General features: G+C 63.7%; 14 protein-coding genes and 1 pseudogene. 14 read left to right on the forward strand and 1 reads right to left on the reverse strand.

What is annotated here, in order from left to right:
• Positions 1-272: 272 nt before the first annotated feature.
• On the forward strand, positions 273-2,579 hold the full coding sequence (locus AC0L17_RS16175; protein WP_473516562.1) for a Tex family protein: 2,307 nt from the start codon (positions 273-275) through the stop codon (positions 2,577-2,579).
• Here the strand turns inward: AC0L17_RS16175 and AC0L17_RS16180 are convergent.
• Positions 2,580-3,474 (reverse strand): annotated as a pseudogene (locus tag AC0L17_RS16180) (LysR family transcriptional regulator).
• 187 nt (positions 3,475-3,661) lie between these two features.
• On the opposite strand from AC0L17_RS16180, the gene AC0L17_RS16185 reads away from it, so the two are divergent.
• The 13 genes from AC0L17_RS16185 to AC0L17_RS16245 all read left to right on the forward strand — a co-directional run bounded on the left by AC0L17_RS16185 (position 3,662) and on the right by AC0L17_RS16245 (position 20,923).
• Positions 3,662-4,867 (forward strand): acyl-CoA dehydrogenase, encoded by a 1,206-nt coding sequence (locus tag AC0L17_RS16185; protein WP_473516563.1) that lies wholly within the window; start codon positions 3,662-3,664, stop codon positions 4,865-4,867.
• A 123-nt stretch (positions 4,868-4,990) separates the two neighbouring features.
• Positions 4,991-8,386: a transglutaminase family protein gene (locus AC0L17_RS16190; protein ID WP_473516564.1), complete on the forward strand. Its 3,396-nt coding sequence runs from the start codon at positions 4,991-4,993 to the stop codon at positions 8,384-8,386.
• Between the two features lie 6 nt (positions 8,387-8,392).
• On the forward strand, positions 8,393-10,798 hold the full coding sequence (locus AC0L17_RS16195) for a circularly permuted type 2 ATP-grasp protein (protein ID WP_473516565.1): 2,406 nt from the start codon (positions 8,393-8,395) through the stop codon (positions 10,796-10,798).
• A 21-nt stretch (positions 10,799-10,819) separates the two neighbouring features.
• Positions 10,820-11,704, forward strand: coding sequence for a transglutaminase family protein (locus tag AC0L17_RS16200; RefSeq protein WP_091594789.1), 885 nt, complete (start codon positions 10,820-10,822; stop codon positions 11,702-11,704).
• 164 nt (positions 11,705-11,868) lie between these two features.
• On the forward strand, positions 11,869-12,975 hold the full coding sequence (locus tag AC0L17_RS16205) for a DNA topoisomerase IB (RefSeq protein ID WP_473516566.1): 1,107 nt from the start codon (positions 11,869-11,871) through the stop codon (positions 12,973-12,975).
• A 187-nt stretch (positions 12,976-13,162) separates the two neighbouring features.
• Positions 13,163-13,423, forward strand: a complete 261-nt coding sequence (locus tag AC0L17_RS16210) for a hypothetical protein (RefSeq protein ID WP_236473051.1) — start codon at positions 13,163-13,165, stop codon at positions 13,421-13,423.
• Between the two features lies 1 nt (position 13,424).
• On the forward strand, positions 13,425-13,997 hold the full coding sequence (locus AC0L17_RS16215) for a type II toxin-antitoxin system VapC family toxin (protein ID WP_473516567.1): 573 nt from the start codon (positions 13,425-13,427) through the stop codon (positions 13,995-13,997).
• 153 nt (positions 13,998-14,150) lie between these two features.
• The gene (locus AC0L17_RS16220; RefSeq protein WP_027153193.1) at positions 14,151-14,525 is read left to right on the forward strand and encodes a YciI family protein; all 375 of its coding nucleotides are present in this window, start codon (positions 14,151-14,153) and stop codon (positions 14,523-14,525) included.
• Positions 14,522-15,793, forward strand: a complete 1,272-nt coding sequence (locus tag AC0L17_RS16225; protein ID WP_473516568.1) for an RNA polymerase sigma factor — start codon at positions 14,522-14,524, stop codon at positions 15,791-15,793. The genes AC0L17_RS16220 and AC0L17_RS16225 overlap by 4 nt, the downstream gene beginning before the upstream one ends.
• A gap of 225 nt (positions 15,794-16,018) precedes the next feature.
• A complete protein-coding gene (gene amaB, locus AC0L17_RS16230; protein WP_473516569.1) occupies positions 16,019-17,530 on the forward strand; it encodes an L-piperidine-6-carboxylate dehydrogenase in 1,512 nt (503 codons plus the stop codon).
• Positions 17,531-17,978: 448 nt separating this feature from the next.
• Positions 17,979-19,094: an AI-2E family transporter gene (locus tag AC0L17_RS16235; RefSeq protein ID WP_473516570.1), complete on the forward strand. Its 1,116-nt coding sequence runs from the start codon at positions 17,979-17,981 to the stop codon at positions 19,092-19,094.
• Positions 19,095-19,534: 440 nt separating this feature from the next.
• Complete coding sequence (locus AC0L17_RS16240) at positions 19,535-20,311, forward strand: sulfite exporter TauE/SafE family protein (protein WP_023798004.1); 777 nt, start codon at positions 19,535-19,537, stop codon at positions 20,309-20,311.
• A 102-nt stretch (positions 20,312-20,413) separates the two neighbouring features.
• On the forward strand, positions 20,414-20,923 hold the full coding sequence (locus AC0L17_RS16245) for a superoxide dismutase family protein (RefSeq protein WP_473516571.1): 510 nt from the start codon (positions 20,414-20,416) through the stop codon (positions 20,921-20,923).
• The last annotated feature ends 148 nt before the right edge of the window (positions 20,924-21,071 follow it).

Below are 21,071 nucleotides of genomic sequence, written 5' to 3' on the forward strand. Positions count from 1 at the left end.
CGGCCGAAATAGAATCGAGCTTCGCCGAAAAGCGCAACCGACATGTGTGAATGCGATAGGTCACTATACGGGGAGAAATGCCCGGCAGGGCAATGAGGGGCAGCGCGCACGTCTGAAGGGCACGGGCAAATCCAGGCGTGGGCGCATTCTGCCATGCGAATTTCCAACGTGCTTTCCTGTGGAACTCTTGATCGGTCGAAAAGAGCGAGGTTGGCGGGGCGACGCTCTGCGCCTATGGTCGCCGCTCTTTTCGACAGGACAGCAGGAACGACATGGCATCCGAGCGCATCGCAGCAATCATCGCAGCCGAGATCACGGCCCGGCCCGAACAGGCCGCGGCGGCGATCGGACTGCTGGACGAAGGCGCGACAGTGCCGTTCGTGGCGCGCTACCGCAAGGAGGTCACCGGCGGTCTGGACGACACGCAGCTGCGCCTGCTGGCCGAGCGCCTAGCCTATCTGCGCGAGCTCGATGCGCGCCGCGACACCATTCTCGGTTCCATCCGCGAGCAGGGCAAGCTGACCGAAGAGCTTGAAACCAAGATCGCTGCGGCCGTCACCAAGGCGGAACTCGAAGACATCTATCTGCCCTACAAGCCGAAGCGCCGGACCAAGGCCGAGATCGCGCGCGAGCGTGGGCTGGGACGGCTGGCCGAGGCCATCCTTGCCGATCGCGCCGCGGTGCCCGCAGAACTGGCGCTGGCCTACATCACTGAAGAGGTGGCCGACGCCAAGGCGGCGCTCGAGGGCGCGCGCGACATCCTGTCCGAGCGGTTCGCCGAGAATGCCGATCTGGTCGGCAGGCTGCGGAGCTACATGAAGCAACGCGCCTTCATGCGGTCGCGCGTTGTCGACGGCAAGCAGGAAGCCGGGGCGAAATTCTCCGACTATTTCGACCATGTCGAGCGCTGGGCCAATGTGCCGAGCCATCGCGCCCTGGCGATGCTGCGCGGCCGCAACGAAGAGGTGCTGTCGCTTGATATCGAAGTCGATGCCGACGACGCGTCGCCGGTGAAGCCGGTCGAGCGGATGATCGCCGATGCCTACGCCATCGGCCGCCAGTTGCCGGGCGACCGCTGGCTGATGGAGGTGGCGGGCTGGACCTGGCGCGTAAAGCTGTCGCTGCATCTGACGCTCGATTTGATGCGGGATCTGCGCGAGCGGGCCGAGGAGGAGGCGATCCATGTCTTCGCCCGCAATCTGAAGGACTTGCTGCTCGCTGCCCCGGCCGGCTCGCGCGCCACGATGGGGCTCGACCCCGGCATCCGCACCGGCGTCAAGGTGGCGGTGGTGGACGGCACCGGCAAGCTGCTGGCGACGACGACGGTCTATCCGTTTCCGCCAAGGAATGACGTGCGCGGCACGCAGGCCGAACTGGCAAAACTCATCCGCCTGCACAAGGTCGAGTTGATTTCCATCGGCAACGGCACCGGCAGCCGCGAGACGGAAAGGCTGGTCGCAGACATGCTGGCCGACATGCCTGCCGAGTCCGGGCCGAAGCCGCTCAAGGTGATCGTCAGCGAGGCGGGCGCCTCGGTCTATTCCGCCTCGGCAACGGCAGCGGCGGAATTCCCCGGCCTCGACGTGTCACTGCGCGGCGCGGTGTCGATCGCGCGGCGGCTGCAGGATCCGCTGGCCGAACTGGTCAAGATCGAGCCGAAGTCGATCGGCGTCGGCCAATACCAGCACGACGTCGACCAGTACCGGCTCGGCCGCTCGCTGGAAGCGGTGGTCGAGGACGCGGTCAATGCCGTCGGCGTCGACCTCAACACCGCCTCGGCGCCGCTTCTGGCGCGGGTTTCGGGTCTTGGCGCATCGCTGGCCGAGACGATCATTGCGCACCGTGACGCGGCGGGTCCCTTCGCCAGCCGACGTGACCTGTTGAAGGTCTCGCGCCTTGGACCCCGCGCCTTCGAGCAATGCGCCGGCTTCCTGCGCATTGCCAACGGCACCGAACCGCTCGATGCCTCGGCCGTGCATCCCGAAGCCTATGGCGTGGCGAAAAAGATCGTTGCGGCCTGCGGACGCGACCTCCGCTCGCTGATGGGCGACAGTGCCGCTCTCAAGGCGCTCGATCCGCGTGTCTTCGTCGATGAGCGGTTCGGCCTGCCGACGGTGCGCGATATCCTGGCGGAACTGGAAAAGCCCGGCCGCGATCCGCGCCCCGGCTTCAAGACCGCCACCTTCGCCGACGGCGTCGACGACATCAAGGATTTGAAGCCAGGCATGCTGCTGGAAGGCACCGTCACCAATGTCGCCGCGTTCGGCGCCTTCGTCGATATCGGCGTGCACCAGGATGGACTTGTGCATGTCTCGCAACTGGCCGACCGTTTCGTCAAGGATGCGCATGAGGTGGTGAAAGCCGGCGACGTGGTCAAGGTGCGTGTCGTCGAGGTCGACATCAAGCGCAAGCGCATCGGCCTGTCGATGCGCAGGGAAGGTGACGGCGGTACACCGAAGCCGCGCGACAATGGCAACAGACCGGCGCCGCGAGCGCCGGCGCCGCAGCGTCAGCCGGAACGGCCGGTACAGCAAGGCGCGTTCGGCGCCGCGTTGGCCGATGCGTTGAAGCGTAAGTAGCTACTTCTCCGGCGGCACATGGCGCAGCAGCCAGTCGCGAAAACTGGCGACCGGCGGATGGCCACGCTTGTCATGCGGCACGACGAGGTAATAGGCGCTGCGGCTCTGCATCGGCCGGCCTGGGGCCGGCACCAACTGGCCCCGTTGCAATTCGCCTGAGATGAGGACCTGCGGCAGCAGCGCCACGCCGAGCCCGGCCATGCAGGCCTGGGCGGCGGTGCCGAATTGCTCGAACTGCATGCCGGGCCCGGTCGGTACGCTCAATCCCTGATGCTCGAACCACTCGGTCCATGCGCCGGGCCGCGTCGCCATATGCAGCAGTGGCAGGCGGCCGATATCGGCAGGCGTGGCAATGGCGCGGCCGGCCAGAAATTCGGGCGAGACAACCGGCGCCACTGTCTCGCGCACCAGCAGCGTCGAGTCGGCACCGGGCCAGTCGGGCAGGCCGTAATGGATGGCGGCGTCGAGCCTCTCGCGGGCGAAGTCGAAACGGCCGATGCGGGTGACGAAATTGATGGTGATATCAGGGTTGCTTTCGACGAAATCCGGGATGAGCGGCATCAGCCAGCGTGTGCCGAAGGTCGGCAGGATCGCAAGGTTCAAGATGCCACTATGCCGATTGCTCATCAATCCAAGCGCTGCGTCGCAATTGACCCAAGGCGGCGCGCACCGCTTCGGCATAGATCTCACCGGCCGTCGACAGCCTGACATTGCGGCTGTCGCGTTCGAACAGCTGGCGGCCGAACTGGTCCTCCAAAAGTCTGATCTGGCGGCTGACGGCGCCTTGGGTCAGATCGAGCTCCCTTGCGGCGGCGGTGAAGCTGCCCAGCCGGGCCACCGCCTCGAAGGCGGCAAGGGCGCTGATACCAGGCAAAAGGCGGCGCTGCACGTTCATGATCCATTACTAACGCTCATTGGTTGGCGAAGCAATTTCGTTTGATTTTTTCGAACCGGAAGCCGATAAGCCGCGCACTTCAAGATTTTTGTTTTTGCATGTCGTTATCTCAAATCCGCCGAGTACCCTCGGGTCAGGCCCGAGGGCAAGCTTTGGGCGACGTGCAAGAGTTTGGGAGAGCGAGGCCATGGCCGCCGACAAGAACGCATTCGTCTGGGATGATCCTTTCCTGATCGAGGACCAGCTGTCGGAAGACGAGCGGATGGTGCGCGATGGCGCGGCGGCATTCGCCGCCGACAAGCTCGCTCCCAGAATCGAGGAAGCCTATCTCGAGGAAAAGACCGATGCCGGGATCTTTCGCGAGATGGGCGAAGCGGGTCTGCTCGGCATCACCATTCCGGAAGAATATGGCGGGCTCGGCGCCAACTACGTCACCTATGGCCTGGTGGCGCGCGAAGTAGAGCGCATCGATTCTGGCTATCGCTCGATGATGAGCGTGCAGTCGTCGCTGGTGATGTATCCGATCCATGCCTATGGCTCGGAGGCGCAGCGCAAAAGATACCTGCCGAAGCTGGCGTCAGGCGAATGGATCGGCTGTTTCGGGCTGACCGAGCCGGATGCCGGTTCCGACCCTGGCGGCATGAAGACGCGGGCCGAGAAGACGGCGAACGGCTACAGGATCTCCGGCTCGAAAATGTGGATATCGAACGCGCCGATCGCCGACGTGTTCGTCGTCTGGGCAAAGTTGTCCGACAAGAGTGGGGGCGCGCATGACGACGAGATTCGCGGCTTCGTGCTGGAAAAGGGCATGAAGGGGCTGTCGGCGCCAAAGATCGACGGCAAACTCAGTCTCCGCGCGTCGATCACCGGCGAAGTGGTGATGGAAGGCGTCGAGGTCGGTGAGGACGCGCTGCTGCCTGACGTGTCGGGCCTGAAGGGGCCTTTCGGCTGCCTCAACCGGGCGCGCTACGGCATTTCCTGGGGGGCGATGGGCGCGGCGGAAGATTGCTGGCACCGGGCCCGCCAATATGGCCTCGACCGCAAGCAGTTCGGCAAGCCGCTGGCCGGCACGCAGCTGTTCCAGAAGAAGCTCGCCGATATGCAAACCGAGATCGCGCTGGGGCTGCAGGGCAGCTTGCGGGTCGGGCGGCTGATGGATGAGCGCAAGATGGCGCCCGAGATGATCTCGATCGTCAAGCGCAACAATTGCGGCAAGGCGCTCGACATCGCCCGCCAGGCCCGCGACATGCATGGCGGCAACGGCATCCAGATCGGCTACCACGTCATGCGCCATGCGCAGAACCTGGAAACGGTCAACACCTACGAGGGCACGCATGACGTGCATGCGCTGATCCTCGGACGGGCGCAGACTGGATTGCAGGCGTTTTTCTAAGCCGGCCCCGAGGCCAGCAACGCTGCTTAAATTAGTTGCACCGCAACATCTCTGCTTGGAGAATGGCCAGCATTTGTGTCAGGGTTCGGCGAGTTCGTTTGAAACGCCGACTTTCGGGGTCCCATGGCAATTCTGGCAGCCGTCTACCACCTGACCCATTACAAATATGACCGGCCGGTCGTCCTCGGCCCGCAGGTCATCAGGCTGCAGCCGGCGCCGCATTCCCGCACCAAGGTGCTCAGCCATTCGTTGAAGGTCGGGCCGGCGAACCACTTCGTCAATCTGCAGCAGGATCCCTACGGCAATTTCCTGGCGCGCTTCGTGTTTCCGGAACCGGTGACGGAACTGAAGATCGAGGTCGACCTCGTCGCCGACATGACGGTCTACAATCCGTTCGATTTCTTCGTCGAGCCGGCGGCCGAGATCTTTCCGTTCGAATACCCGGAAGAGATCAGCGCCGATCTCGCCATCTACCGGACGCCGGAACCGGCTGGACCGCTGCTGTCGGCGTTCCTGCAAACCATCGATCGCCACCCAACCAATACCGTCAATTTCGTCGTCGACCTCAATGCCCGCCTGCAGCGCGAGGTCGCCTATATCGTGCGCATGGAAACCGGCGTTTTTTCGCCGGAGGAAACGCTGGCCGCCAAGAAAGGCTCGTGCCGCGATACAAGCTGGCTGCTGGTGCAGATCCTGAGGAACCTCGGCATCGCGGCGCGCTTCGTTTCCGGCTACCTGATCCAGTTGAAGCCCGACCTCGTCGCGCTTGACGGACCGCCCGGCACGGCGACCGACTTCACCGATCTTCATGCCTGGTGCGAGGTCTATCTGCCGGGGGCCGGCTGGATCGGCTTCGACCCAACCTCCGGCCTGCTCACCGGCGAAAGCCATGTGCCGCTGGCGGCCACGCCGCATTTCCGCAACGCCGCGCCTATTTCCGGCATGGCGAGCTTCGCCAATGTCGAGTTCGGCTTCGACATGCGGGTCGACCGCATCGCCGAGCACCCGCGCATCACCAAGCCATTCTCCGACGAAAGCTGGCAGGCGCTTGACGCATTGGGCAGGCAGGTCGACGCCGCACTCGAAGCCGGGGACGTGCGGCTGACCATGGGTGGCGAGCCGACCTTCGTGTCGATCGATGATTTCGAGGCGGAGGAGTGGAACACCGCCGCCGTCGGCCCGACAAAACGCGAAAAGGCCGATGCGCTGATCCGCCGGCTGCGTGAGCGTTTCGCGCCCGGCGGCTTCCTGCACTACGGGCAGGGCAAGTGGTATCCGGGCGAAAGCCTGCCGCGCTGGACCTTCTCGCTGTACTGGCGCGCCGACGGCGAGCCGGTGTGGAGCGACCCGTCGCTGATCGCGCGGGAGAACAGCGAAGCAGATGAAGCAGGCGAAGCAGATGTTGGGCCGAAGCAGGCTGAAAGCCTGCTGACGGCGATTGCCGATGAACTCGGCATCGACAAGTCAATGGTCAGCGAAGCCTATGAGGACCCGGCTGAGTGGCTGCTCAAGGAAGGCAAGCTGCCGGAGAATGTCGATCCGTCCAATTCGAAGCTGGACGACCCCGAGGAGCGCAGCCGCATGGCGCGGGTGTTCGAACGCGGCCTGACCAAGCCGTCGGGCTATGTACTGCCTGTCCAGCGCTGGAACAGCCAGGCGTCGGGACCGCGCTGGCGTTCGGAGAAGTGGAAGACGCGGCGCGGCAGGCTGTTCCTGGTGCCGGGCGATTCACCGGTCGGCTACCGCCTGCCGCTCGGCACGCTTCCCCATGTGCCGCCGGCGCAGTTCCCCTACATCGTGCCGGTCGATCCTTCGCTGCCGCGCGGACCATTGCCGGCGCGCGAGGCTATTTTGCCTGAAGCCGCTTCTTTGCCGGAGGCTGCCCCGGCCGCACTTGAAGGCGCTGACGAAATGGCGCGCCGCCAGCAGGCGGCGTCCTTCACCGCAGCGACCGGCCAGCAGGACCGTGTCGAACAGGAGATTACCGAGATCGGTGGCGCGGTGCGCACCGCGCTGTCGGTCGAGCCGCGCGACGGACGGCTTTGTGTATTCATGCCGCCGGTCGAGGCGCTGGAAGATTATCTCGAACTTGTCGCGGCGGCCGAGAACGCGGCAAAGGCTATCGGCCTGCCGGTGCATATCGAGGGCTACGGTCCGCCACACGACCCGCGCCTAAACGTCATCCGCGTGGCTCCGGATCCCGGCGTCATCGAGGTGAACATCCATCCGGCTGCAAACTGGCAGGACTGCGTGGCGACGACCACAGCGATCTATGAGGAGGCGCGGCAGACGCGGCTTGGCGCCGACAAGTTCATGATCGACGGCCGTCATACCGGCACCGGCGGCGGCAACCATGTCGTCGTCGGCGGCGCAACACCCAACGACAGTCCGTTCCTGCGCCGCCCCGATTTGCTGAAGAGCCTGGTCCTGCAATGGCAGCGCCGTCCGTCGCTGTCCTATCTGTTCTCAGGCCTGTTCATCGGCCCGACCAGCCAGGCGCCGCGTTTCGACGAGGCGCGCCACGATTCGCTGTACGAGCTTGAGATCGCCATGGCGCAGGTGCCGCATCCGGACAGTGGCAGCGCCCCGTTGCCGTGGCTGGTCGACCGGCTGTTCCGTAACCTGTTGACCGACGTGACGGGGAACACCCACCGTTCGGAAATCTGCATCGACAAGCTGTTTTCGCCCGACGGGCCGACCGGCCGGCTGGGGCTGGTCGAGTTCCGCGGCTTCGAGATGCCGCCCAATGCGCGCATGAGCCTGGCGCAGCAATTGCTGGTGCGCGCCATTATCGCCCGCACCTGGAAGAACCCGCTCGATGGCCGCTTCGTGCGCTGGGGCACGTCGCTGCATGACCGTTTCATGCTGCCGCACTATGTCTGGGCTGACTTTCTCGACGTGCTGGACGACCTCAAGCTGAACGGCTTTGAATTCCGTCCCGAATGGTTCGACGCGCAGCTTGAATTCCGCTTCCCGTTCTGCGGCGAGGTCCAGCATGCCGGCATCAAGCTGGAACTGCGGCAGGCGCTGGAGCCGTGGCATGTCATGGGCGAGCAGGGCGCGATCGGCGGCACCGTGCGCTTCGTCGATTCCTCGGTCGAGCGGCTGCAGGTGAAGACCGAAGGGCTCAATCCGGAGCGTCATGCGGTCGTCTGCAACGGCCGCATCGTGCCGATGAAGGTGACCGACACCAGAGAGATCGCGGTGGCCGGCGTCCGCTTCAAGGCCTGGCAGCCGTCATCTGGCCTGCATCCAGCACTGCCGGTCAACACGCCGCTGGTCTTCGACATCTACGATCGCTGGTCGGGCCGGGCCATCGGCGGCTGCGTCTACCATGTCGCGCATCCCGGCGGGCGCAGCTACGACACTTTCCCGGTCAACGGCAACGAAGCGGAGGCGCGGCGGCTCGCCCGCTTCGAGCCGCGCGGCCATACGCCGTCCGCCTACGTGCTGCGCGACGAACAAGCCTCTGAGGATTTCCCGATGACCCTTGACCTGCGGCGGCCCGCAAGACTCTGATCAGCAATGGCAAAGGGGAATCACCAGGAAATACGCGGCAGGCCGCATAACCTGCTGGAGCACTACCAGCCGATCGACGGCGTCGTCGACGAGATGGTCGATGCATCAGGCAATCCCCGTCCGGTCTGGAAGGAGTTCATCGAGGCGCTGGAAGATCTGGGGCCTGAAAAGCTCGCCCAGCGCTTCGCCCGCGCCGACCAGTATCTGCGCGACGCCGGCGTCTATTACCGTCTCTACGATCAGGCCGGCGCCAATGAGCGCGAATGGCCGCTGGCGCATGTGCCTCTCCTGATAGAGGAGCAGGAATGGGCCGCGATCAGTGCCGGCCTGGTCCAGCGGGCCGAGCTGTTCGAGGTAACGATTGCCGATATCTACGGGCCGAACCGCCTGGTCGAGAAAGGCATCCTGCCGGCGGGGCTGATCGCGGCCAGCCCGGAATATTTGCGCCCCGTCGTCGGCACCAGACCGGCCAGCGGCCATTTCCTGCATTTCTGCGCGTTCGAACTCGGCCGTGGACCGGATGGCCGCTGGTGGGTGCTGGGCGACCGCACGCAGGCGCCGTCAGGTGCCGGCTTTGCGCTGGAAAACCGCGTCGCCACAACGCGTGCGCTGTCCGACGTTTATGGCGAGATGCATGTGCACCGCCTTGCCGGCTTCTTCCGTCGCTTTCGCGACGCGCTTAACGGCATGGCCAAGGGATCGGGCGGCCGTGTCGCCATCCTGACGCCGGGGCCACTCAACGAAACCTATTACGAGCATGCCTATATCGCCCGCTATCTCGGCATCATGCTGCTCGAAGGCGAGGATCTGACCGTCTCCGGCGGTCGATTGATGGTGCGCACGGTTTCCGGGCTGATGCCGGTCAGCGTGCTGTGGCGGCGGCTCGACGCCGCTTTCGCCGATCCGCTGGAGTTGCGGCCGGATTCGCAGATCGGCACGCCAGGGCTGGTCGAGGCGATCCGCCGGGGAGCCGTCTCAGCCGTCAACGCGCTCGGCTCCGGGCTGATGGAAACGCGGGCGCTGTTCGCTTTCCTGCCAAAAATTTCGCGCGAATTGCGCAACGAGGAGCTTCTCTTGCCGAGCGTCGCGACATGGTGGTGCGGGCGGGACGCGGACCGTGACCATGTGCTGGCCAACCTCGACCGCATGGTGATCGGTCCGGCGCTGTCGACGCGGCTTGCCTTCGAGGATGACGATTGCACCAGGCTGGGCTCGGCGCTGGTTGCCGGGGAACGGGCCGAACTGATAGCCCGGATCGAACGGGACGGCGGCGCCTTCGTCGGACAGGAAGCGGTGACGCTTTCGACCACGCCGGTCTATGTCGGCGGCTGGCTTGAGCCGCGGCCGGCAGCCCTGCGCGTCTATCTGGCGCGAACGCCGGAAGGCTGGACGGTGATGCCCGGCGGTTTTGCCCGCGTCGGCTTTTCGCTCGACCCGACCGCAATCGCCATGCAGCGCGGCGGCCAGGCTGCGGATGTATGGGTGGTCAGCGACAGGCCGGTGGAGCGCGAGACGCTGCTGCCCCAGGAGCACGACAGCTTCACCCGCACCTCGCCAGGCAGCCTGCCCAGCCGCGCTGCGGAAAACCTGACATGGCTCGGCCGCTATATCGAGCGATCGGAAGGCACGGTGCGCATCCTGCGCGCCTATCACGTGCGGCTGGCCGAGGCCTCCGACCCGGACATGCCGCTGCTTGCCGATATCAGAGACCATCTCGAACCGTTCGGCATCGACGTCGCCACGGCGATCCCGCCGGGGCTGATCGGCACGCTGGACAGCGCCGTCTACAGCGCCGGACAGATCCGCGACCGCTTCTCGCCCGACGGCTGGCTGGCGCTGAAGGATCTGTCGAAGACCATCCATCAATTCGCGACAACGGTGGCGCCTGGCGATGATGCGACGCGGGCGATGACGGTCATCCTGCGCAAGCTCGCCGGGTTTTCCGGCCTGCTGCATGAGAACATGTATCGCTTCACCGGCTGGCGCTTCCTGGAGATCGGCCGGCGGTTGGAACGCGGCATCCAGATCACGCGCACGCTGGCCCGGCTGACCGGGGCTGCGGCGCCCGAAGGCGCGCTCGACATGATGCTGGAGATCGGCGACAGCGTGATGACCCACCGGCGGCAGTATCCGGTGCAGGCCGGCAGGCGCACGGTGATCGACCTCCTGGTGCTCGATCCGCTCAACCCGCGCTCCATCCTGTTCCAGCTCGAGCGGCTGAAGGCCGAGATCGCGCTGTTGCCTGCTGTCGGTGGCGAGGGGCATATGTCGCCGGCGGCGAAAGAGATACTGCAGCTCAATACGGCAATCGCCATCAAGGAGCCCTCGGACATGACGGCGAAGGCCCTGGACGATCTCGCCACCGAGATCGGCGGCCTCTACAACAGCCTCGCCAAGGCCTATTTCGGCTAAGGACGGGACCCGGAGGCTGGCATGCTCTACGACATCAGACTCAATCTGCGTTACGACTATGATGCTGCAGCCGGCGGCGGCCGCCATCAGGTGCGCGTGCTGCCGCCGACGATATCGGGCGTGCAGCGGGTGATCGCCGCTTCGCTGTCCTTCGCGCCGGCGCCGAGCGAACGCTCCGACTTTTCCGATTTCTTCGGCAACAATGTCACGTCGATCGCCTTTCGCGATGCCCATGATGCGCTCGACATCAGGATGAGCGCGCGCGTCGCCGTCTCGCGGCCGGAACCCGGGCTTGACGTGTCGCCCGACATTCGCCGGCTGCGGAGCCAACTCGAAGCGGTGCGGTCGCTGTCGCCTGATACACCGCATCACTTTCTGGCCGCCAGCGACCATGTCGGCATTGACGCTGATATCACGGGGTATGCGCGGAGCAGTGCCGGCAGTTCTGTCGTCGGTACCGCCATGGACCTGTGCAACCGCATTCATCGCGATTTCACCTACGATGGCGAGGCGACCACGGTGCAGACCCGGGCGAGCGATGCTTTCAGCCTGAAGCGGGGCGTCTGCCAGGATTTTTCGCACATCATGATCGCCGGCCTGCGTGGCCTCGGTATCCCCGCCGGCTATGTCAGCGGCTTCCTGCGCACCATTCCGCCGCCCGGAAAACCGCGATTGGAAGGGGCCGACGCCATGCATGCCTGGGTCAAGGTGTGGTGCGGGCGCGACACCGGATGGCAGGAATTCGATCCAACCAACGGCATGCGGGCAAGCAATGACCACATCACCGTTGGGCACGGCCGCGACTATTCGGATGTAGCGCCGATCGTCGGCGTCCTGAAGACGACGGGCGGACAGGTCGGCGAGCAGGCTGTCGACGTCATTCCGGTCGTGCTGGAAAAGGCATGACGGCAAGCGAGGCCGCAATCGATCTTGAACATCGGCAGAAGGCTGCTTCTCAAACGCGCATGCGGTGAGCCCGGCATCTTTGTGGCAGTCATGTTCGTCGAAGCAATGGCGGAACCAGTGGGCCGATCCGTTGCTTATCTACGGGAAAATTCCGTGGAGAGGACATGCTGGACAAATCCGGATCGTCGAGTGGCCGGTCGGCTGCCAAGGAGGGTGCACCAAAAAACGGGGCGCCGAAGAATGGCGGAGAGGCCTCGGCCGATCGAGCCTCGCTCACCTATGTCACCGATACCGAGCCCGGTATCCGCCGTTTCAGGACCGGCAGGGGATTTTCATACAAAGGACCTGACGGGCAGGGCGTCGACGAGAACACCATGGCCCGCATCAAGGCGCTCGCCATCCCACCGGCGTGGACGGATGTGTGGATTTCGCCCGTTGCTGACGGTCACATCCAGGCGACCGGCCGAGACCAGCGCGGACGCAAGCAATATCGCTATCATCCGCAATGGGCCGAGGAGCGCGACGGCGTCAAATATTCGAGCCTGGTTGCCTTTGCAGAGAGCCTGCCTGAACTGCGACGCCAGATCGACGCCGATCTGCGCCGTCACGGCCTGCCCTTGGAACGCGTTGTTGCCGCTGTGGTCTGGCTGCTCGACAACACGATGATCCGCGTCGGCAATGCCGCCTATGCTCGCGACAACAACAGCTTTGGGCTGACCACGCTGCGCGACCGTCATGTCGACATCAGTGGCTCGAGCCTGCGTTTCGCTTTCAAGGGCAAGTCCGGCAAGGAGTGGAAGCTGAAGCTCGTCGATCGCCGCATCGCCAGGATCGTGCGCGGGGCGCAGGATCTGCCGGGCCAGAAGCTGTTCCAGTATCTCGACGAGGACGGAAGCAGGCGACCGATCCGCTCCGACGACGTCAACCGCTATATCAGGGAGACGGTGGGGGCGGATTTCAGCTCCAAGCATTTCCGAACCTGGGGCGGCACCATCCATGCTGCGTCGCTGTTTGCGCAAACCGAACGACCCGAAAGCCAGGCACAACAGAAGCGGGTGATGAACGGCGTCATCGACAAGGTGGCCGAGCGGCTGGGCAACACGCGCGCCATCTGCCGCAGCTGTTACATCCACCCACAGGTCTTCGAAGCCTGGTCCGAAGGTCGGCTGCTCGGCGAAATGGCGGATGCGAACAAGCGGAAGCGATCGATAGCCGGCCTTGATGACGAAGAAGCCGTCGTTCTGAGATGGCTGAAGGCGCAGGAAAGCTGAACCGAAGCGCGCCTGAACCTGTGCCGGAAGCGGGCATTGAAAACATTGTCTTTCCTGCTATGTTGTCCAAAATCGATTTTTGTTAAACAGAAGGTGAGGCACCCTGATGGCGAAGACAGCTGTACGTGTCCGTCGCGGCCTCGCCGCTGGCAAGCGGACGAAAACGCTTCCCAAAGCGGCTGCGAAAATGCAGATGCGTCGCCTGGCCAGAATTGATGCCGTCCTGCAGAGGGCAGAAGAATCCGGCCTGCGCGCTGAGAAGAACGGCAGGATCGCGGGACGGGTGAGTGCCGACCTGATCAAGCAGGCTAAGGCTCGAACCGGATTGACGTCTGATACCGAGCTGGTCGAATTTGCGCTGGCAAATGTAGCCTTGGAAGACAATTTCGCCGAGACCTTCAGGAAAACACGTGGAACGGTGGATCCGACGCTGAAGCTCGGATTCTGAATTGGCCGATTTCGACTTCGGTGCGGCCGTCAGATGGTCGCGATTTGACCCCCAGAAAACGTTAAGCCGCCGGCCCGACAAGGAGCTGCCGATCATCGGTAACCTTGTCGAGGCGGGACAGGAATTGCTGCTGGATACCTGTGTTTACCTTGACGGTTTGCAAGGCCGAGCGCCAGAAGCAGTTGCCGACCTCCTCGACATCAGGCAGGTCAATCATTCTACCATAGCCATCCAGGAACTGATGCACACGGTTGGCGTCCTCAAGCCGAACCACCCGGGCACCGCCGAAGCGATCAAGCAGATCGGGACCATGATCGAGGATATGCCGCCGCATCGGGTTTTTGCAGCAGATCCCGATGTCCTGGGCCGAGCCGCACTCCTCTCAGGAATGCTGTGTCGCCTGCAAGGCTACAAGAATGATTCCAGGCTGCGGGCGCTTCAGGATTGCGTTCTGTTCCTGCAGGCCCAGAAATTGGGATTTGCCGTACTAACGGGCAACATCAGCGACTTCGATTATTTGCTTCAGCTGATCCCGACGGGCCGGGTCTTGATGTATTGGCCAATCCAAATGTAGCTGGAATGCGCCCCAGAAGGCCGGGCGCATCCGGTGCCTGGCGGTTGCTGTCGAATGACGCTTCATAGGGCTGAGAGGACGTAATTTTTTTATCGACGTTGTGTCGGGATCGGTCCTACTGTTTCGTCCTTTGACAGAGAAAAGGACGCACCCATGCTCTACGCAATCCTCTGCTATGCCTCAGAAGACGTCGTCTGCTCGTGGAGCAAGGAACAGGACGATGCCGTCATGGAAAAACTTCTTGGCGTGCAGGAAAAATACGCTCGGGCCGGCCGGCTTGGCCCGGTGGCGCGGCTGCTGCCGACGACCGCTGCGACAACGCTGAGAAAGGTCAAGGGCGAATCGGTCGTCATCGATGGCCCGTTTGCCGAGACCAAGGAACAGTTCCTCGGCTTCTACACGCTCGAATGCGCCGATCTCGACGAGGCCGTCGACTTTGCGCGCGAGCTTTCCGAGGTCAACCCGAGCGGCGGCTCCTACGAAATACGGCCGGTTTCGCTCTTCAATCCCGCCAAGGTTTCAGCATGACCGACCTTACCTGGATCAGCACAGCGATCAGCACCGCCCGCCCCCAGGCGATGGGCGCGCTGCTGCGCTACTTCCGCGATCTCGATGCGGCGGAAGAAGCTTTCCAGGACGCTTGCCTGCGGGCTCTGAAGAACTGGCCGACAAACGGCCCGCCGCGCGATCCGGCGGCCTGGCTGATCTTCGTTGGCCGCAACAGCGGCATCGATGCGGTGCGCAAGCGCGCCAAGCAGGCGCCGCTGCCGGAAGAGCACCAGATCTCCGATCTGGAAGATGCCGAGACCGATATCGCCGAACGGCTGGACGGCGCGCATTACCGCGACGACATATTGCGGCTGCTGTTCATCTGCTGTCATCCCGACCTGCCGGCGACGCAGCAGATCGCCGTGGCGTTGCGCATCGTTTCAGGCCTGAGCGTCAAGCAGATCGCCCGCGCCTTTCTCGTCGGCGAAAGCGCCATGGAGCAGCGCATCACACGTGCCAAGGCGCGCATCGCCGATGCCGGCGTGCCGTTCGAGACGCCCGGTGCGGTCGAGCGCTCCGAGCGGCTCGCCGCGGTCGCCGCCATGGTCTACCTGATCTTCAACGAAGGCTATTCGACCAACAGCGGCGAGGCGCCGGCGCGCGCGCCGCTCTGCGAGGAGGCGATCCGGCTGGCCCGGCTGCTGCTCAGGCTGTTCCAGACCGAGCCGGAGATCATGGGCCTGACGGCGCTCTTGCTGCTTCAGCATGCGCGTGCGCCGGCGCGTTTCGACGACAACGGCGAAATCGTGCTGCTCGAAGACCAGGACCGCAGCCTGTGGAGCCGCAAGATGATCGACGAGGGGCTGGCGCTGGTCGACAAGGCGCTGCGCCACCACAAGCCCGGTCCCTACCAGGTGCAAGCGGCGATCGCCGCCCTGCATGCGCGCGCGGAAAGGCCCGAGGACACGGACTGGAACGAGATCGAGCTGCTCTACAGCCTGCTCGAGCAGATGCAGCCGTCGCCGGTGGTGACGCTCAATCGCGCCGTCGCGGTCGCCAAGGTGCGCGGGCCGGAAGCCGCACTTGCCATGATCGAGCCGTTGGAACAAAGGCTTTCCGGCTATTTCCACTTCTTCGGCCTTAGGGGTGGCCTGCTGATGCAGCTCGGTCGTGGTGAGGAGGCGCGCATCGCCTTCGACCGCGCCATTGCGCTTGCCAATACGGCCGCCGAGGCCGCCCATATCCGCATGCACATCGACCGCCTGATGAAGGAAGGCGCCGTGCGGGGTGCGCAGGCAGCGCGCTGAGACGACTCGCTGGTTCAACGGTCTGCCTTTGGCTTAGACCATGCCGGGGTGGCGATTTTTCCCTGAAACGAGTAATGCCACGCCATGACAGCGCCTGATGTACCGATCGGCGCAGGCATGGCGCAAGGGTGCATGTCCCAAAACCGCTGCGCACTGGGGTCAGGCCCGAGGGCATGCTTTTGGGCGACATGCATAATTGAGCGACGGGTCTGAAAGGGAAAGAAAATGACGATTGCGAAGGAAACAGCCGGGCTGCTGGCGAAACTGGGCGTTGCCGAGGCTGCGCTTTCAGGCGGCGATCTCATCGTGCGCAGCCCGGTGACGGGTGAGCAGATCGCCGCGCTGAAGACGATCTCACCGGCCGATGCGGCAGAGACCATCGACAGGGCGCATAAAGCCTTCCAGGCATGGCGGCTGGTGCCGGCACCGAAGCGCGGCGAGCTGGTGCGGCTGCTAGGCGAGGAACTGCGCGCGTACAAGGCAGAGCTTGGCCGGCTGGTGTCGATCGAGGTCGGCAAGATCCCGTCCGAAGGGCTCGGCGAAGTGCAGGAGATGATCGACATCTGCGATTTCGCCGTCGGCCTGTCGCGGCAATTGTACGGCCTGACCATCGCCACCGAGCGCCCGGGTCATCGCATGATGGAAACCTGGCACCCGCTGGGCGTCGTCGGCGTGATTTCGGCCTTCAACTTCCCGGTCGCGGTGTGGTCGTGGAACGCCGCGCTGGCGCTGGTCTGCGGCGACGCGGTGGTTTGGAAGCCGTCGGAAAAGACACCGCTGACGGCGCTCGCCTGCGAGGCGATCTTCAAACGTGCGGCTGAACGTTTCGGCGATGCTCCGGAAGGCTTGATTTCGGTGCTGATCGGCGATCGCGCCGTCGGCGAAATCCTGGTCGATCATCCTGATGTGCCGCTGGTTTCGGCCACCGGCTCGACCCGCATGGGCAGGGATGTCGGTCCGCGGCTTGCGAAGCGCTTTGCCCGCGCCGTGCTGGAGCTCGGCGGCAACAATGCCGGCATCGTCTGCCCGACGGCCGATCTCGACATGGCCTTGCGCGCCATCGCCTTCGGCGCCATGGGCACCGCCGGCCAGCGCTGCACGACGTTGCGGCGCCTGTTCGTGCATGAGAGCATCTATGATGCCCTGGTTCCGCGCCTGAAGAAGGCCTATGAGAGCGTCTCTGTCGGCAATCCGCTGGAGACATCAGCGCTGGTCGGACCGTTGATCGACAAGGCAGCCTTCGACAGCATGCAGAATGCGTTGAAGGAAGCCGCCGTTCACGGCGGCAAGGTCACCGGCGGCGCGCGGGTCGAGAATGGCCATCCCGACGCCTATTACGTTCGTCCGGCGCTGATCGAGATGCCCAAGCAGGTCTCGCCGGTGACGGAAGAGACCTTCGCGCCGATCCTCTACGTGATGAAATACTCGGACTTCGACGCCGCGCTCGACGAGCACAATGCGGTCGGAGCGGGGCTGTCGTCGTCGATCTTCACCCGCGACCTGCAGGAATCCGAGCGCTTCCTCGGCGTCGACGGGTCCGACTGCGGCATCGCCAACGTCAACATAGGCACGTCGGGGGCCGAGATCGGCGGCGCCTTCGGCGGCGAGAAGGAGACCGGCGGTGGCCGCGAGTCGGGCTCCGATGCCTGGAAGGCTTACATGCGCCGCGCCACCAACACGGTGAACTATTCCAAGGCGCTGCCGCTGGCCCAAGGCGTGTCCTTCGACATCGATTGAGAACGCTACTCGTGACGGCACCCATGAGTCCACGTGGCTCTATGGAGCGGCTGATGTGGCCCACAACACGTCGTTGAAACGTCACCTGTCCCCACCCATATACGCATTGCGTCGGATGTTTTCCTCCCATTGCGTCCGGCGCGTTCCCCTCTGGAGGTTTTGAACCTTCACGCTTGGCCGGACTTTTACAGTCCGGCCTTTTTCTTTTTGGCCCCGTGAAGCTGCGCTGCCGCGAGCGAACTGCAAAACCGCGCGTAGGTGGAGCATCCACGCCCGGCAGGACGTGGTGTTGGCAGCGTGGATGGGCGCCCAACCGGCCAGCCAACAACCGAGAAATGGCCAATTTCGTCACGCTCGACAGCGGCTTGGCAGTAGGGGGTGCGGCGACGAAAGCTGCCATTTTGTCAGAAAATCCACTAGGCTCGCTTGGTTTGCGAGACGGCGAGAGATGCCCGACCTGAAACAGATGCCCGATATGAAGCAAATGAGATTGCTCGGCATCGTGGCCGCGACGGCGATCGGCCTGTATGTCTGCTATCTCTTGGCGTTGCCTTTTTTGCCTGCATTGACCTGGGCGGTGGTGTTGGCAATCATCCTGTATCCGGCTCATCGACAGGTTGAGGAAAGGCTCAGGAACCAGAACCTGGCTGCACTGATGTCAGTCAGCATCGCGGCGGTTGCAGTCGGCCTGCCGCTCATCTTCGTAGCACAGCAGCTTGTTCGCGAGGCGGTAAACGGCGCCACCTATATGGAGGAGGTCATCCGGGGTTGGAACACAGATGCCTTCATGTCGGGCTATCCCAGGCTTTCGGCGGTTGCCCAGTGGATCGAGAACCAAATCGATCCGGCCGGCACGGTCGCCGCATTTGTACAATGGCTGACGGCACAAAGCACATCGCTGTTGCGCGGCTCGATCAATCAGGCCGTGATGTTCGTTCTGACATTCTATCTGCTGTTCTATTTTCTGCGGGACCGTGAATCCGCCCTGCGCGGGATCGAGCGTCTCTCGCCCCTGCGTACCGCGGAGACGGCATACACGCTGTCCCGCCTTGCCGAGACGGTCCATGCGATCCTGATAGGCACCGTGCTTGTCGCAGCTGTGCAGGGGACGCTGGGCGGCCTGATTTTCTGGTGGCTCGGCCTGCCCACTCCGGTGTTCTGGGGCCTGGCAATGGGACTTCTTGCCATCGTGCCGGTGCTCGGCGCATTCGTGATCTGGGTGCCGGCAGCGATCTATCTCGCGCTGGAGGGGGCTTGGGCGAGCGCGGCGATCCTGACCGTCTGGGGCGGCGTGGTCGTCGCCGGCATCGACAATCTGCTCTATCCGATACTTGTCGGGAACCGGCTGCGGCTCCACACGGTGGTCGCCTTTGTCGGTGCTGTCGGTGGCATCGTCCTGTTCGGAGCATCCGGGCTCGTTCTTGGCCCTGCGGTGATTGCGGTCACCGTCAGCCTGGTTGACATCCTCAAGAAGCGACTGAACGAGCAACCCGGGGCGGAACTGACGCCAAAGCGCGACACAAAGCCATCGCGGCAGTCGGGAGCCGCGCCTGGTCGTGAATAAGCATCGCCACGCGCCACCAGTTCGATTCCAGAGCTAAAGAACGTGGAAGGCCCGTATCGCTCGCAAAGGGTGCGCTTACCCCCAGCGTCGAACATTTGCGAACCTCCAGCGAAGGCATCACGTCGTCGATGAAGCTTTGCAGGTCGACCCAATAATCGAGGCTGGCCGAGGCAAGCGGGTTGGCTTTCTGTCATGCGCCAACCGGCCTCATGGGTGGAGCTGCAAGTCTGCGGCCGACCCGTGGAACCTCCAGAGGAGGTGGGGCGCAGTCCATTCGATCGGGTGCGGAGAAAAGCGTCGATCGGGTGGACAGTTTCCCGTTCGTCGTCCCATTATCGATGCCAGGCGTTTGGTGAGTTGTGAAAGCGTGAAGATTGCATGCGTTATCGGCAGCGGGTTCCTCTTTCGTCGAGTATATCCGCGCCTTGTTGGAGAGCCAAATGCAAGAATTCCTTCTTTTTGCGATCGTAGGGTTTTTAGCTCAGGCTGTGGACGGCGCTCTCGGCATGGCCTACGGCGTGATTTGCTCGACAACACTACTGGGGTTCGGCGTGTCTCCTGCACATGCTTCGGCTTCAGTTCACGCGGCCGAGCTGTTTACCACGGCGGCCTCGGGTTCGGCTCACCTCTATCACCGCAATATCGACTGGAAGCTTTTCTGGCGGCTGATGCCGTTTGGCGTGCTCGGCGGCGTTCTCGGCGCTTTTGTGCTCACCTCGTTTGAGGGGGCCATCATGAAGCCTTATGTGACCACATATCTTGCGCTCGTCGGAGGTTGGCTCCTGTTCCGTTCCTTCCGACGGATACCAAGCAAGCCGGTCCCTGCAGCCGCGGTGCCTCCGCTTGGGCTTGGTGGTGGATTTCTCGATGCGGCAGGGGGTGGCGGATGGGGACCCATCGTGACGACGGGCCTTCTCGGTTTTGGCGGGACGCCCCGCTACGTGATTGGCACGGTAAATGCCACCGAGTTCCTTACCACGCTGTCGGTGTCCCTGACCTTCCTGTTTGCGTTGTTGACCGGCCATTGGGCGGAGGCAGGAGCACTGGCAGAAAATCTGATCGCCGTTGCCGGCTTGGTCCTTGGCGGGGTGATCGCAGCGCCGATGGCCGGATTGATGGTGAAGTCGATCGCAGAAAAGACGCTTCTCAGGCTCGTTGGCACTCTGATCATACTGCTGGCGGGCTGGCAAACCGCGCAACTCTTCGAATTGGTGTAACAGAGGCACATCGACCGTGCCGGAGACAAAAACTCAATTCCCAAATGGAACGAAGAGGCCCCGTTGTTGTTTGGATGCCTTGGACAACCGGAGGCCGAGTCGATGAGAAAATTGGTTGCAACAGCAGGTTTGGCGCTGGCGGTCGCGATGCCTGCAGCGGCGCAGGACGCAGCGACCGCGAAAGCCGAATTCGTTAACATGGCCGGCGAGAAGAACGGAACGGCCACGCTGACCGAGACGGCGCAGGGTGTGCTGATAGAGTTGCAGGTGACGGGACTGCCGGCGGGCGAATTGGTTGCGTTCCATGTTCATGAGACCGGAAAGTGTGATCATCAGACCGGCCATGACTCGGCCGGTGGGCACTTCAATCCGACGAATGCCGAACATGGATATCTCGCCGGAAAAGGCCCGCACGCGGGCGATATGCCAAATCAGCTGGTCGGCGCCGACGGCGTTTTGCGTGCTCAGGTTTTCAACAGCATGGTCAAGCTGGATGGTGGAGAAACGGCGATACGAGGCAAGGCATTGATGATCCACGGTGGGCAGGACGACTACAAAAGCCAGCCTGCCGGCGATGCCGGAAAACGTCAGGCCTGTGCCGTGATCGAGTGAGAAAACCCCAGGGGCGTAGCCGACATATGATCTGACCGGCGCTACAGTTCGGCGGTCGGGCAGATGGTCGGAGCCTCTGGCATGAGGATAAGCCAGAGGTAAGCTCATGAGCCTGCAGAGGAACTGGCGACGCAGCCATTGCGCCGAG

The sequence above is a fragment of the Mesorhizobium sp. WSM4829 genome (assembly GCF_055811475.1).

What these genes read in the sequence shown, in the direction of transcription:
- AC0L17_RS16205 (WP_473516566.1), top strand. Translation starts at nt 11,869, where the DNA reads ATGCTGGACAAATCCGGATCGTCGAGTGGCCGGTCGGCTGCCAAGGAG.
- AC0L17_RS16195 (WP_473516565.1), top strand. Translation starts at nt 8,393, where the DNA reads ATGGCAAAGGGGAATCACCAGGAAATACGCGGCAGGCCGCATAACCTG.
- AC0L17_RS16210 (WP_236473051.1), top strand. Translation starts at nt 13,163, where the DNA reads ATGCAGATGCGTCGCCTGGCCAGAATTGATGCCGTCCTGCAGAGGGCA.
- amaB (WP_473516569.1), top strand. Translation starts at nt 16,019, where the DNA reads ATGACGATTGCGAAGGAAACAGCCGGGCTGCTGGCGAAACTGGGCGTT.
- AC0L17_RS16175 (WP_473516562.1), top strand. Translation starts at nt 273, where the DNA reads ATGGCATCCGAGCGCATCGCAGCAATCATCGCAGCCGAGATCACGGCC.
- AC0L17_RS16190 (WP_473516564.1), top strand. Translation starts at nt 4,991, where the DNA reads ATGGCAATTCTGGCAGCCGTCTACCACCTGACCCATTACAAATATGAC.
- AC0L17_RS16240 (WP_023798004.1), top strand. Translation starts at nt 19,535, where the DNA reads ATGCAAGAATTCCTTCTTTTTGCGATCGTAGGGTTTTTAGCTCAGGCT.
- AC0L17_RS16245 (WP_473516571.1), top strand. Translation starts at nt 20,414, where the DNA reads ATGAGAAAATTGGTTGCAACAGCAGGTTTGGCGCTGGCGGTCGCGATG.
- AC0L17_RS16235 (WP_473516570.1), top strand. Translation starts at nt 17,979, where the DNA reads ATGCCCGACCTGAAACAGATGCCCGATATGAAGCAAATGAGATTGCTC.
- AC0L17_RS16185 (WP_473516563.1), top strand. Translation starts at nt 3,662, where the DNA reads ATGGCCGCCGACAAGAACGCATTCGTCTGGGATGATCCTTTCCTGATC.
- AC0L17_RS16220 (WP_027153193.1), top strand. Translation starts at nt 14,151, where the DNA reads ATGCTCTACGCAATCCTCTGCTATGCCTCAGAAGACGTCGTCTGCTCG.
- AC0L17_RS16200 (WP_091594789.1), top strand. Translation starts at nt 10,820, where the DNA reads ATGCTCTACGACATCAGACTCAATCTGCGTTACGACTATGATGCTGCA.
- AC0L17_RS16225 (WP_473516568.1), top strand. Translation starts at nt 14,522, where the DNA reads ATGACCGACCTTACCTGGATCAGCACAGCGATCAGCACCGCCCGCCCC.